The organism is Kamptonema formosum PCC 10802, assembly GCF_000332335.1.
Classification (GTDB): domain Bacteria; phylum Cyanobacteriota; class Cyanobacteriia; order Cyanobacteriales; family Oscillatoriaceae; genus Oscillatoria.
This window is the reverse complement of the sequence record NZ_KB235948.1, coordinates 4,986,623-4,999,850: the sequence shown is the minus strand read 5'-3', so window position 1 is coordinate 4,999,850 and position 13,228 is coordinate 4,986,623. Positions and strand designations below refer to the sequence as shown.

Annotated in this window: 13 protein-coding genes; 5 read left to right on the top strand and 8 right to left on the bottom strand. The window is 55.9% G+C overall.

Annotated features, from left to right (window positions below):
* Positions 1–152 precede the first annotated feature (152 nt).
* Positions 153–374, top strand: a complete 222-nt coding sequence (locus OSC10802_RS0121900) for a type II toxin-antitoxin system HicB family antitoxin (protein ID WP_017718908.1) — start codon at positions 153–155, stop codon at positions 372–374.
* Complete coding sequence (locus OSC10802_RS0121895) at positions 364–576, top strand: type II toxin-antitoxin system HicA family toxin (RefSeq protein ID WP_017718907.1); 213 nt, start codon at positions 364–366, stop codon at positions 574–576. The genes OSC10802_RS0121900 and OSC10802_RS0121895 overlap by 11 nt, the downstream gene beginning before the upstream one ends.
* A 133-nt stretch (positions 577–709) precedes the next feature.
* Here OSC10802_RS0121895 and proC read toward each other — a convergent pair whose 3' ends face one another.
* The 7 genes from proC to der all read right to left on the bottom strand — a co-directional run bounded on the left by proC (position 710) and on the right by der (position 8,209).
* A complete protein-coding gene (proC, locus tag OSC10802_RS0121890; RefSeq protein WP_017718906.1) occupies positions 710–1,528 on the bottom strand; it encodes a pyrroline-5-carboxylate reductase in 819 nt (272 codons plus the stop codon).
* Between the two features lie 78 nt (positions 1,529–1,606).
* Positions 1,607–2,218 carry a cell division protein SepF gene (locus tag OSC10802_RS0121885; protein WP_017718905.1) on the bottom strand — a complete coding sequence of 204 codons (612 nt, stop codon included), beginning with the start codon at positions 2,216–2,218 and terminating at the stop codon, positions 1,607–1,609.
* 335 nt (positions 2,219–2,553) lie between these two features.
* Positions 2,554–3,237, bottom strand: a complete 684-nt coding sequence (locus tag OSC10802_RS0121875) for a YggS family pyridoxal phosphate-dependent enzyme (protein ID WP_017718902.1) — start codon at positions 3,235–3,237, stop codon at positions 2,554–2,556.
* A gap of 12 nt (positions 3,238–3,249) precedes the next feature.
* Positions 3,250–3,519: a transcriptional coactivator PipX gene (gene pipX, locus OSC10802_RS0121870; protein WP_017718901.1), complete on the bottom strand. Its 270-nt coding sequence runs from the start codon at positions 3,517–3,519 to the stop codon at positions 3,250–3,252.
* A 405-nt stretch (positions 3,520–3,924) separates the two neighbouring features.
* The gene (locus tag OSC10802_RS0121860) at positions 3,925–5,433 is read right to left on the bottom strand and encodes an anthranilate synthase component I (protein WP_044171326.1); all 1,509 of its coding nucleotides are present in this window, start codon (positions 5,431–5,433) and stop codon (positions 3,925–3,927) included.
* 209 nt (positions 5,434–5,642) lie between these two features.
* Positions 5,643–6,641, bottom strand: coding sequence for an energy-coupling factor transporter transmembrane component T family protein (locus tag OSC10802_RS0121855; protein ID WP_017718898.1), 999 nt, complete (start codon positions 6,639–6,641; stop codon positions 5,643–5,645).
* A gap of 209 nt (positions 6,642–6,850) precedes the next feature.
* Complete coding sequence (der, locus tag OSC10802_RS0121850; RefSeq protein ID WP_017718897.1) at positions 6,851–8,209, bottom strand: ribosome biogenesis GTPase Der; 1,359 nt, start codon at positions 8,207–8,209, stop codon at positions 6,851–6,853.
* A gap of 630 nt (positions 8,210–8,839) precedes the next feature.
* Here der and OSC10802_RS0121840 point away from each other — a divergent pair.
* The 3 genes from OSC10802_RS0121840 (at position 8,840) to OSC10802_RS41190 (ending at position 12,767) form a co-directional block, all read left to right on the top strand.
* Entirely contained in the window at positions 8,840–10,048 is a 1,209-nt protein-coding gene (locus OSC10802_RS0121840) for a NupC/NupG family nucleoside CNT transporter (protein ID WP_017718895.1), read from the top strand.
* Positions 10,049–10,360: 312 nt separating this feature from the next.
* Positions 10,361–11,458 (top strand): site-2 protease family protein, encoded by a 1,098-nt coding sequence (locus OSC10802_RS0121835; RefSeq protein ID WP_017718894.1) that lies wholly within the window; start codon positions 10,361–10,363, stop codon positions 11,456–11,458.
* 334 nt (positions 11,459–11,792) lie between these two features.
* Complete coding sequence (locus OSC10802_RS41190) at positions 11,793–12,767, top strand: SGNH/GDSL hydrolase family protein (protein WP_155968189.1); 975 nt, start codon at positions 11,793–11,795, stop codon at positions 12,765–12,767.
* 211 nt (positions 12,768–12,978) lie between these two features.
* Here the strand turns inward: OSC10802_RS41190 and OSC10802_RS0121825 are convergent, their stop codons facing one another.
* On the bottom strand, positions 12,979–13,173 hold the full coding sequence (locus OSC10802_RS0121825; RefSeq protein WP_017718892.1) for a hypothetical protein: 195 nt from the start codon (positions 13,171–13,173) through the stop codon (positions 12,979–12,981).
* Between the last annotated feature and the right edge of the window lie 55 nt (positions 13,174–13,228).

Below are 13,228 nucleotides of genomic sequence, written 5' to 3'. Positions count from 1 at the left end.
TCTCATATTAGTGAGGTACTGAGAAACCCGGTTTCTTAAAGAAACCGGGTTTCTTAAGCCTTCCTGAAGCCTACTTCATCCAACTGAGAGCCACGATCAGTAGCAACTTGGTTTAAACTGGAAATGTCACCCTTTGTTTGGGGACTATTCCTATGAAGTCTATGACAGACTACACGATTGTTATTCGTCCTGACGACAACGGCACCTTTGTCGCATACATCCCTGCGATTGCCGGCTGTCACGCTTGGGGCCAAACCCCAGAAGAAGCGCGTAGCGAACTCGCGTATGTCTTCGAGATGATTCAACAAGAGTGTCAAGAGCAAGGGGGTCAGCTACCTCAAGACGTTGAACTGGTGGTTGCCAATGCCAGCTAAAGCAAGTGACTTGCAACGGGTTGCTGGGAAACTGGGGTTTGAGAAAGTGAGACAGAAGGGAAGCCACGCCCGTTGGCTGCACCCTGATGGACGCGCCACCACCATTCCTATTCATAGCAATACTGAAATCGGCAGTTGGCTTTTCTATGAAATTCTCAAGCAGCTGGGGATTACTGAGGAAGAGTTTAACCAGCTTCGATAAAGGGTGCGATTGTCCCCCCTAGATATCTGGTTGCGAGGGGGACTGTCCGCCACCGGCATTATAGAAGCAGCCAATTTTGGGACAGGCGAGACGCCTGTCCTACGCCTTCTCTGACAGGTTCACAGAGCACCGGCTAGCTCCCCAGTTCCTTGGAGCGCTGGCTAGCCGCTCGCACCGCCTCAATCAGCGCCGAGCGCAAACCGGCACGCTCCAGCTGAGCGATCCCGGCTATCGTCGTCCCCCCCGGACTCGTCACTTTGTCTTTGAGCTCCGCAGGGTGCATTCCCGAGTCGCGCAGCAGCTCGGCTGTGCCTAGGACGGTTTGCAGGGCGAGTTTGGCGGCGATCGCTCTCGGCAGCCCAGCACAAACGCCGCCATCTGTCAAGGCTTCGATGACAATGGCCACATAACCGGGGCCAGAGCCAGACAGGCCGGTGACTGCATCGATGAGGGATTCCGGGACTTCGACGACCTCGCCCACAGACTGAAGAATGCGGCCAGCCTGCTCCAGGTGGGCGGGGGTGACGCCGGTGCCGGGTGCGATGGCGGTGATGCCGGCACCGACGGTCGCCGGCGTGTTGGGCATGGCCCGAATGACTGGCCATCCGGGAAAAGCTGGCTGCAGCTTGCTCAGGGGGGTGCCGGCTAAAATCGAAACCAGCACTGGCGGTTCGATGCCGGTCAGACCGGCAACCGTACCCGAGATATCAGCCGCCACAGCCTCAAACACCTGCGGTTTAATGGCCAAGAGCAGCACTTCTGTAGCGCAAGCGGCGGCTCGATTGTCTGCGGTGACAGCAACGCCGTATTGCTGCGCCAGAACGCTGCGCCGGTGAGGTTGCGGCTCGCTGACGAGCACTTCCTCGTGCCGGTAAATCTGTTGAGCGACAAGGCGGGACAGGAGAGCTTCTCCCATGACCCCGCCCCCAATAATGCCAAGCTTTACAGTCATTTGTTTTTTATCAGTTGCCAGCAGTCAGCAATCAGCGATTAAGTGCTTGCTGCTAACTGCTGAAAGCTGACCCCCAGTTTACTGAGCCATGCGAGTTTGTTCTGGCGACCAGTTGACGCCCGGTGCCGGCACAGGTGGGCGAGACGGGCGCAAGTGAGGCTGGAGGACATCGTGAACCACCCCAGATTGAGTGCTGACCTGAACACAGCTAGGTGTGAACAGGAAAATGCTTTCACCGATCCGCTCTTGGTGGCCATCGAGGGCGTAGGTGCCGCCGGCGATAAAGTCCACAGCCCGCTGGGCCTGGTCTGGGTCCATCAGCGTCAGATTGAGAACCACAGATTTGCGCTGGCGTAGCGCTTGAATCGCCTGAGGCATTTCCTCAAAAGAGCGGGGCTCCATCACCACCACTTCAGAAATGCCATTCGCCGCTCCCGGCATACCGATCACATTATTCATGGTTGACCCCATTCCCGATCCCGACGCCATCATACCGCTGCCCGAGCCGGGCAGTCCTTGAGTCCGCAACCGATTGCGATTCGAGCGATCTTCTGCGGGCGGGGGCGGGGCAGTTTGCTCGGGGTAGGCAGCTTGATACCGGTCCGCTTCCATCTCGTCGTAATCGTAATCGTAATCCACGGGCTGATTTAGACCTACAAAATCTCTGAGCTTGGAAAAAATCGTGTTCACGGTTAACGCTCCACTACAACTAGGGTTAAGTCTGGCAGACAGCTTTCAGTCAACGGAACAGCTTGCAGGACAGCTCCGGGATTTAACTCACAGAACCTGAACAGCACCCAGTTTAAGCTTTTGAATCCGATGTTATTGATAAGCTTCCACATTTTTATATATCCTTAATAGGAATTTGTGGGCTGAGTTGCGCTTTTGAGGGTGACAGTGGCACCTTGAAAGCTGTTTCTGGGCCGCTCTGGGTGACGCTCGCTGCGAGTGCTGTAAACTTCTGTTGCGCTCCAGGCTTCCCAGTTCAACTTGCTTATTCTATATCGCAAACGGCTAGGTTGGTGTCAAGGGGGAGAGGATAGCTGCCGCTCCCCAAACAGGACTGTCCCCAGCCGCACTGCGGTTGCGCCGGCTTTGACTGCCACAGAGTAGTCTGCCGACATTCCCATTGACAGCTCCCGCATCCGGATATTTGGCCAATTTTGCTCCCTGATTTTCTCAGCCAGTTCGCGCGCCCCCTCAAACACAGCAAGGGTTTCCGACTCGTCGAGCCCCAAGGGGGGGATTGTCATCAAACCTTGAATTTGCAGGTGCCGGCACTGATTGAGGGCGCACAGGTCGGCGAGCAAGTCCGGAACCGTCCAGCCGTATTTGTTGGGATCGCGGAGTATTTTGACCTGCAGGCAAACGTTTGGCTTTCGCTGCAGCTGCTCGGCAAGTCGATCTAAGCGCTGAGCTAATTTTAAGCTATCCACCGAGTGAATCCACTCAAACAGCTGCAAAGCTTTTTGGGCTTTGTTCGCCTGGAGGTGGCCAATGAAGTGCCAGGCGATATCTGGCAAATCCTGCAGCTGGATTGTTTTGGGCTCGGCTTCTTGGACTCGGCTTTCGGCAAAATCCCGGATTCCCGCTGCGTAGGCTTCTCGGATGGCGTCGGAGGGCACCTGCTTGGTGACGGCAATCAGCCGGACCCCAGCCGGCAGTCCGGAGCGAATCAAGGCAATCCGTTCGGCAATCGATAGGCTCATAACCGCAAGCCCCTATTGAAATGTGCGGTGGTGAATGGCTTGCAGTTGCTCGTGCTCCTGAGATTGGCCGGTGCGGCGGAGCAAGCGCAAGCGGTTTTCCACCATCAGGCGAGCGTCGGTGCGGCTAATTGGCTCAAATTTGAGGCCGGCAGGTCCTGTGGTCACGAGAAAAAACAAGCGCTGGGCGTACAGTGTCGTGAACAATTCCTGGTGTTCCCCAAGCAAACATACCCGGTAAAGCAGGCCAAAAGTGGGATGATTCAGGTAAGTTTCGTTGTCCATGCAGTGTCCGATTCGCCTCTAGGATAGCTCCAGCTTAGATATTAAGAGACTTTGGCACTGGGTGGATTGCCACTGGGCGGGATCGCTCGCTCCAGGCGCGGCCATACCGGTTTGTGGGCGGAAATATACGCATTTAACTTGCTGAGTGCACTCCCGATCTGCCGGCGCGTCCCTGCAACGAGACATAATGCTATTGCAATACAGAAGAAATTAACAGCTTTTTTATGAATGGCAAATATTAGCAATTTAAATGATTTTTACGGCAACTTTGGCGTTGCTGCTGACCCCGCGCAGCAGGGTGCGCTGCCCCCGGAAACGCACTCTTTGGCGGCGGAAAGGCTGCCCTTGCGGCACAAGCGGGCTCTCGGGCGCGCGGAGCGAGCGGGAGCTCCCGCTCTAGGAAAATTAAATGTAAGGACCCATCTGGGCAACCCTGAGGGCAGCCAGTTGAGCCTCAGCTTTGTGCAGGGACTCATACCATTCTTTCTCTGGGTCGCTGTCGGCGACAATGCCGGCACCGACTTGACCTGTAACGGTAAAATCGCCAGCGGTTTGAGGCTGGGAACTCAGTCGGGGTTCCTCAGCTGTGTGCAGGAGAGTGCGGATCAGGATATTTAAGTCCAGATTGCCGCGCCAGTCCAGATAGCCACAAGAGCCATAAAATAAGCTGCGGCGCACCGGCTCTAGCTCTTCAATAATTTCCATGCAGCGCACTTTCGGGCAGCCGGTAATGGTGCCGCCGGGGAACATGGCGCGGATCAGGTCAGCGGCGTCAACTTCGGGGCGCAAGGTGCCTTCGACGTTGCTGACCAGGTGCATGACGTGACTGTAGCGCTCAATGGCGAGCAATTCACTGACGCGAACCGATCCCCACTGGCAAACTCGCCCCAAGTCATTGCGCTCTAGGTCAACGAGCATGATGTGTTCGGCTCTTTCTTTGGTGTTGCTGAGCAGCTCTTGCGCCAGTTCCTCGTCTTGAGCTGGGGTGGTTCCCCGGCGTCGCGTGCCGGCGATCGGTCGCGTCTGGGCTTGACGCCCGACAAGCTGCACCAATCTTTCCGGAGAGCAGCTAATCAGGTCGCCCCACGGCGTCTGCCAGTAGCTGGCAAAGGGCGATGGATTGATCTGCTGCAAGGCGCGATAAATAGACCAGCTGTCCGCTGCAGTGCGCGCTTCAAACCGCAGGGACAGGTTGGCTTGAAAGATATCGCCGGCACGGATATATTTTTTGGCTTGCAAGACGGCGTTTTCGTAATCCCCTTGGGACATCTGGAAATGGGGCGCTCGGAAGTCCCCGGTTTCCTCCGCACTCCCCCTTGAGTGAGCTCCAAACCGGCGCAATCCCGTCCCTTCAGCAGGCTCGTCTGCTCTCTCCTCCCACCGGCGCTGCAACTGGTCGAGTTCGGCGGGATCGCTAGCGGCGATCCACAGCACCCCCTCCTGCCGGTCGAGGACAGCAAAGGATGCCGGTTCGTACCAGTAGGCGACGGGAAAGGGCAGGGGATCGTCGTTCAGGCGGGGCAGCTGCTCAATTTCCCAGGCCAGGTCGTAGCCCAGCCAGCCCAGCCAGCCGCCGGTGAAGGGCAGGTTTTCCGGGGGGGAGGCGGCGAAATTCTTCCCAGAGCGAGCGCCACCAAAATCCCCCGCCCGAGGGCATTGCAGCAAGCTTCGCAGAAATGGCAGAATTTCTCCTACCGGCGGTGCCCACAGTCTCTGCCGCCCATCTACAATCCGGGGAGCGCCGGCACAGATGGAATATCTCGCCTCGGGTTGACAGCCGGCTTGATTTGTGCTAGGACTTTCTAGCAATGTGGCAATCTCGTTGTGACGGCGAAATAGGGCGTCAAATACTTGCGAGCCGGTGCGACAGAGCAAGGGCAGCGGTTGCCAATACCAGGGCTGTAGGGGTTTCATAAGAATGCAGGATTTTGGATAGGCGTTGCAGACCAGAAAGATGATGTCACCAAAACCCCCAACTCTAACTCCCCCTCCCCGCAGCCGGCAATCGGGGGTTCGGGGGTGGGGTTCTTCATCCGGTGGAATATGCAACGCATGCATGGATGTCCCGATTTTAGATGAATCATAAAGAAATCTAAACTCTAAACTCTAAACTCTAAAATCGATTAAGCTTGCCAGCCCCAAACCAAGCGAGTGCCCCAGAGAATGGCCAAACTTGCTAGGGCCAGCCAGTCGCCGGTTTTCAGGCGCAACTGGTGCCACTGGACTCGATGCTGCTGGGGAGTGGTAAAGCCGCGCACCTGCATGGCGCTGGCCATTTGCTCAGCCCGCAGCAGCAAGTTTTCCAGCAGCCTTTCGGCAACGATCAGCCAAACCTGAGTCGCACCTTTGAGCCCCAGTTTTTTCCAGTTAATTGCCCGCGTCCACACAGAGCGAACTAAGTTCTGCACTTCTTCGAGGACGAGGGGGATAAACCGCAGCGATAGAGTCAGCGTCAGGGAAATTTCTGTCACCGGCCAGTTTAGCCGGCGCAGCGGCTGCATCAAGCTCTCGATCCCTGAGGTAATTTCTTCTGGGGCTGTCGTGAGCAGGTACAGGTTGCTGCTGTAAATTAGGGTAAAATAAAGCGTGCTCAAACCCATAGCCATATCCAGGGAGCGGCGCGTAATTTTTAACCGCCCCAGACGCAACAGGACGTAATTGTAGTCGGTAGGCTGCGGCAGATTTACGATCTCAGAACCCTGTGCTTTTGTGTTTTCCTGCTTTGCTGCCTTCTGTCCCCACCCAAACGGCCAGGGTTTGTCCTGCGGCGGTGCCGGCGGGGTGTCCGGCTGCTGGGCAAAGGCTAGCTCATCCGCAGGGAGGCGGGGCTGGTGGTTAACGGCGAGTCCGTCGGGAGCGATCGCACTCAAAATAAACAGAAAAAAACAGAACAGCAGCAGCCACCCCATCTGCTTTTGCCACACCCGCAGCGGAATCATCGCACTCAAAGTCAGCGCAATCAGCAGCACCGCCAGCCCGATGCGCCACAGTGGATTGGCGAGAATGGGGGCAATCAGAAAGGTCATCAGCCATGCGATTTTCACGCGCGGGTCGAGGTGATGCAGCCAGGTTACAGGCTGTTCCAGGTACAGCCCCAGGGGCAGCGATTTCAGTAAATCCATGTTGCGATTTTATCTCAGGTGTTAGGGGTCAGGGGTTAGGGGTTAGGGGTTAGGGGCTAGGGTTTCTAGTGAAACTGCCCCTGACTCTACCTCCCTCTTCCTTGGCGCTCTTGGCGTCTACCCTGCGGGAAGCCGCTTGCGCGTCTATGGCGGTTCACCCTGTACGCTTGTTGACTCCTAGCTCAATCCCCAATCCCCAACCCACTATTTTACACGCGGGCGGCGCGATTATTTGAGCGCTCTACTTCGCGGGTTTTCTTCCCCCGCCACAGCAAGCGAATTGGGGTGCCGGTGAAACCCAGCTGCTTGCGGAATTGACTTTCCATATAGCGGCGGTAATTGTCGTTAATGCGGTTGGGATCGTTGACAAACAGGGCAATCGCCGGCGGTTGGGAGCTGACTTGGGTGCCGTAATAGATTTTGCCCTGACGCCCCTGCCGGTTGGTTGGCGGACTGTGCCACCTGACGGCTTCTTCTATCACTTCATTAATCACGGCGGTTGTGACGCGGCGTTTGTGCTGTTCGGCTGCGGTGTTGACTAATTCCAGAATCTTTTCCACACGCTGGCCGTTTTTGGCGCTGACAAAGATGATTTCCGCCCACTCGAAAAAACCGAGACGGTCTTTAACGTGCTCTTGGTAGTCGTAGATGGTATAAGAGTCTTTTTCTACGGCATCCCACTTGTTAACGACTATCACGCAGGCGCGCCCTTCTTCGGCGATGCGACCTGCTAGTTTTTGGTCCTGTTCGGTAACGCCATCGAGGGCGTCAATGAGCAGCAAGACGACATCTGACCGGCGGATGGCTTTGAAGGCGCGGTTAATGCCAAAAAATTCTGGCCCGTACTCGACGTTTTTCTTTTTGCGGATGCCGGCGGTGTCTATCAGCCGGTAGGTTTGGCCGCTGCGCTCGACGACAGTATCGATAGCGTCGCGGGTGGTGCCGGAAATCGGGCTGACAATGGCGCGATTTTCCCCGACAAAGGCGTTGAGCAAGCTGGATTTGCCGACGTTGGGACGCCCGACAATGGCCACTTTAATTTCCTCGGGTTCGGGGATTTCGCCCGCCGGCGGCAGGTAGGCAACCACGGCGTCGAGCAAGTCGCCGGTGCCGCTGCCGTGAATGCTGGAAATCGGATAGGGTTCCCCCAGTCCGAGCTCCCAAAACTGGGCGGCTTGGGTCAGTCCCTGGTCGGGGGATTCGCACTTGTTGACGGCGAGCAGCACCGGCACGGGTTGGGCCCGCAGCCAGTTGGCGATTTCTTCATCCGCCGGCGCGGGCCCGGTCTGTCCGTCGGTGACGAAGATGGCGGCGGTGGCTTCCGCTAAGGCGGCCATTGCCTGTTCGCGGATCAGGGGCAGAAATTCCGTGTCGTCGTTAAAGAGTAAGCCGCCGGTGTCTACCACCAGGAATTCCCGGTCGCCCCAGAAGGCTTGCCGGTAGGTGCGGTCGCGGGTGACTCCCGGTTCGTCGTGCACGATGGCATCTCGGACGCCGGCGAGCCGGTTGGCCAGGGTGGATTTGCCCACGTTGGGGCGTCCGATAATAGCAACAATGGGTAGGGACATAGTTCTGTGTTCAGTGCGGGAAGAGTTGACGGAGTTTGTTGCGAGTGATGAGCGGGACGGGAGGAGCCCAGCTGTGCAAAGAAGCCCATATCAATGCGACAATGATTTCAGCAGGGGGTAAGAGGAGAAGATTTTTGGCCAGCAGAATCCCGGAAACGGGATTGAAACCAGAGAGCTTGAGCCCTCACCCCCCTGCAACCCCTCTCCGGAGCGGGGAGAAGGGGAAAAACCCGGTTCTCTTTCTCCCTGTTTGGGATGGGTGGGGGATCGGGGCGCACAAAACTGGGATGCTGCCGCCACGGAAGCTGGCAGTGCGCTCAAGGGTTGCTTTCACCGAGAGTCCTGTTTTTGCTCCGACCTTTTATTGTAGCTAAATTTAATGGCAGTCTGGCTGACAGGAATGTTAAATTTTAGAGTTGGGATTGGGGGCTGACGGGTCAAACCCGAGCGCGAGCCAGAGTTTCAACTTTTAGCCCCTCAGCTTATAGCGGTTCTCAGTTTGATGGACGATGGCCCAGAAACCCGGTTTCTTAAAGAATAAGGGTTTCTCAGTACCTTACTACTCTGAGAACCGCTATATAATCAATCCCAATCAACCGGATTTTTCTCAAGGATTGGTATTGGGGGTTTATGGAACGGGCGATTTCGTTGCTGGGGCTGGCAGTTTTTGTGGGGCTGTCCTACGCCTTTTCTGCCAACCGGCGGGCTGTGCGGTGGCCGCCGGTGCTGTGGGGGATTGCTTTGCAGCTGATTTTGGCGCTGCTGATTATCAGGACTGATGCCGGTTTTAGGGCGTTTAAGTTCCTGGGCGACGTGATGACGGGTTTTTTGGATTTTTCTGACGCAGGTGCTAAGTTCGTTTTTGGCGACAATTTTGCCGAGCATTTTATTGCTTTCAAGGTGCTGCCGACGATTATCTTTTTCTCGGCGTTCATCACCGTGATGTACCACTACGGCATTTTGCAGCAGGCGGTGCGGGGTGTGGCGTGGGTGATGCTGAAGACGATGAAAACATCCGGCGCTGAGACGCTTTCTTGCGCCTCCAATATTTTTTTGGGACCGACGGAATCGCCACTGCTGATTAAGCCGTATGTGGCGACGATGACGCAATCGGAACTGCACTCGGTAATGACAGCGGGATTTGGCACGATTGCCGGTGGGGTGATGGCGGCTTATCTTTCTTTTGGAGTGCCCGCCAGTCACCTGATTGCGGCTTCGGTGATGTCGGCACCGGCATCTATGGCGATTTCAAAGCTGCTTTACCCAGAAACGGAAGAGCCGCTGACAGCCGGCAAGATGGATGTTGAAATGAAGACAGCCTACAGCAACGCCATCGACGCCGCCGCTGCAGGGGCGTCGGAAGGAATGAGGCTGGCGCTCAATGTTGCCGCAATGCTGATTGCTTTTTTGGGATTGCTGGCATTTGTGAATGCGCTGCTGGGCTGGGCGGGAGCGCAAGTCGGTTTGCCGCAGCTGTCTTTGGAGTGGCTGCTATCTTTTTTGATGGCACCTGTGGCTTGGCTGATGGGCGTTCCTTTCGCTGACTGCGGACAGGTGGCGGTTTTGTTGGGGAAGAAGACGATATTGAATGAGTTTATTGCTTATCTGGATTTAAAGAAGCTGATTGACGCTCAGGCGATTTCGGAACGGGCTGCAATCATCGCGACTTACGCACTGTGCGGGTTTGCCAATATTGGCTCGATTGGCATTACCATTGGCGGAATTGGCGGGATGGTTCCGGAGCGCCAGCACGATTTGGCGCGGCTGGGTGTGCGAGCAATGGTGGCGGGGGCGCTGGCTAATTTTATGACGGCTTGTATTGCGGGAATGCTGCTGTGAGACGGATTTTGGATTTTGGATTTTGGATTTTGGATTTCTCTCGTTCCCAGCCTCAGGCTGGGAACGCAATCTGGAGGCTCTGCCTCCTTTCAACGGAAAAGCAGGTTAAAAGCCTAACAGCTTAGTTGCTTACAGAAACCGGGTTTCTCAGCTAGTTTCTCTGCTATATCTGCGGTTCAATCGCATAACCGAACCGCAACGGACGGATACCACGGCAGCCGGCAAACTGAACGGTTTTTTACATTTCGTTACAATGAAAGCAAGTGGAGAGGCGAAAACAGCCTCCCAAAGGTAAAACAAGAGGTGGCCCAAATGAATGGCTTTCGCGTTGGCAATCTGTTTGGCATTCCGCTTTACGTCCATCCGTCCTGGTTTTTTATCCTGGGGCTGGTGACGTTTAGCTACGGGAGTCAATTAGCGCGGGCGTTTCCGGGGCTGGGCGGAGCGCTGCCCTGGCTGCTGGGACTGCTGGCAGCGCTGCTGCTGTTTGCCTCTGTGTTGGCGCATGAACTGGGACACAGCTTTGTGGCTCTGCGGCAGGGAATTAATGTAAAATCCATCACCCTGTTCCTGTTTGGGGGTCTGGCCCACCTGGAGCAGGAGTCAAAAACGCCCGCCGAGGCGTTCTGGGTGGCCATCGCCGGCCCCCTGGTCAGCTTTGCGCTGTTCGGGATCTTTGCAGCTCTTGGCGTCACCACCGGCATCTCTGGCGCGCCGGCGGCGATTCTGACGCTCGTCGCCTCCATCAACTTGGCGCTGGCGCTGTTCAATCTCATTCCTGGATTGCCCCTCGACGGCGGCAACATCCTCAAAGCTATCGTCTGGAAAATCACCGGCAATCCTTATAAAGGCGTCGTGTTTGCCAGTCGTGCCGGCCAGATTTTGGCCTGGATAGCCATCATCTCCGGGCTGGTCTTCGGTCGCTTCTGGAATGTGTTAATCGGCTGGTTCTTGCTGGGCAATGCCGGTCGCTCCGCCCAGTACGCCACGCTGCAGGACAAGCTAGCCGGTTTGACCGCCGCCGATGCCGTGACGCCGGACAGCCCAATTGTGTCAGAGCGTCTCTCTCTGCGTGACTTCGCCAACGATTATATCATTGGCAAACCCAGCCGGTCAAAGTTTTTGGTAACGAATGACTTTGGGCAACTTTCGGGTGCGATTGCCGTCGATGACTTGAAAACCGTCCCGACAAATTTTTGGCCACACACTGAGGTTCGAGAGCTGGCGCAGCCGGTGGAACTCTCCACCACAGTCAAACCCCAGCAGTCGCTGCTGGAAGTGGTGGCGCTGCTGGAAACCCAAAAGGTGACTGAGCTGCCGGTGATTCGCGACAATGGCGAGATTGTGGGACTCGTGCGGAAAGATGAAATTATTCGGTTGATTCAGGGAGCCCAAGTCAAGCCGGCTTAACGCTCTTTTCTTGTGGGGTGCCCCACCGCTCGCGCTCCACACCCTACTTCCTGCACACCCTACTTCCTTTGAGGCAGATACAGCGCTAGCCACTAAGGGAACGGACATTAGACTTGAGGTTAAAGGGAACTCCTGGCCTACGCCTGTCCTGCGAATATAAGGCGTAGGACAGGCGGGACGCCTGTCCTTTGTGTCCTAATCTAAGTGAATACTGCTATACCGGGAACAACGAGAAAAACTAATTTGTCTGAAAAAGAAACTGAGACAAACCGGTCATCTCGCACAACATTGGCTGCCCCCTAGAAAGTCAGGGTGCTATCATAAATTAGTAGCTATGTCGTTAAAGAAAATATCGATGGTTTCCGCCGGCGCTGCCCTCGCACTGGCAACAGCTGTAGGAGTTTCGAGCGGGGCTTCCGCACAAAAGATTGATGAGATTTATGTCTTTGGCGACAGCCTTTCCGATGTCGGCAAGGTATTTGAAGCGACCCAAGGGAAGAAACCCCCAAATCCCCCCTACTTTTCCGGGCGCTTTTCCAATGGCCCAGTTTGGGTGGACTATCTCGCCTCTCAGCTGAAATTAACCTCAAATCCAGACACCAACTTCGCCATTGGTGGCGCGACAACCGGCACTTTCAAAAACGAAATCCCCGGATTGCTCGCCCAGATCGAGCGGTTTAAAGCAACCCGTTCCTCCGCCGATCCCGACGCGCTCTATCTGATATGGGCCGGCGCTAATGATTATTTGGGTGGCGGGACAGATCCAGCTGTGCCGGTGAGCAATCTAACGCGGGCGGTGCAGTCGCTGGAGGCGCTTGGCGCTAAAAATATTGCGGTGGTCAACTTGCCGGATTTAGGAAAGCTTCCAGAGACGCGCACGAGTGAGCGCTCCGCCAGCCTCACTCGTGTTACCCACAAGCACAACTCCCGATTGGCCACAGCTATCAGCAATTTGCGCCAGAAGGCCGGCCCCGGTATCAAGATAACCTATCTGGACGCCAATGCTATCTTTAATCAAGTCCTCAAGGCTCCTGAAAAATTTGGTTTCAAGAATGTCACCCAGCCCTGCATTAGCCCGGGGAGTATTTGCGATAACCCGAACGAATATTTCTTCTGGGACGGCATCCATCCCACAACCGCCGCCCACAAGCTGTTCGTAAAATTAACCTTTTCAGCGCTGCAAGCCGCTGCGGAAACTGGCGCTGTTTCTGCCTTTGACTTCACGGTTCCGCTGGGCGTGTTTGTATTTGGCACCTTGGGAACTGCCAATTTGATAGTCAAGGGCAAAAAACCCTCTGAACCCCAATAGTTCCTGAAAGCCGGTGCGCCGCACCGGCTGATCTAGCGCGGCTCACTTAAATGAGTCGTCCTGGACAGGCGAGACGCCTGTCCTACGCCTTTTGCGAACCTCAGGGACATCCGGACAGGCTTTTCGGCCTGTCCTGCAGGGTATATATCCGCAGGTCAGGCGCGATGCCCGCCCTCAATGCCTAAGGCGAATTCGATGATGCCCACTGCCCTCAGTAGCTGTCTTGTCCGGGAACAGCGTCAGTTTGAGACTTGAACAAGTCCTGATTGACAGAGGCGTCGCGGATAGCCTGCCACTGACGGAGGAGTTCAGCACCGCTGAGGTCAGCAGATTTGTAGCGAGCAATGGCCTGTTCCAGTTCTTCCAAAGTGCTGAGAGTGGGAACCGTTAAGGTAAGCTCTGACATGGGTAAACCTCTCCTTTTAGGACTCAGACCGCAGTAAAACTCTCTTCTTTATAGT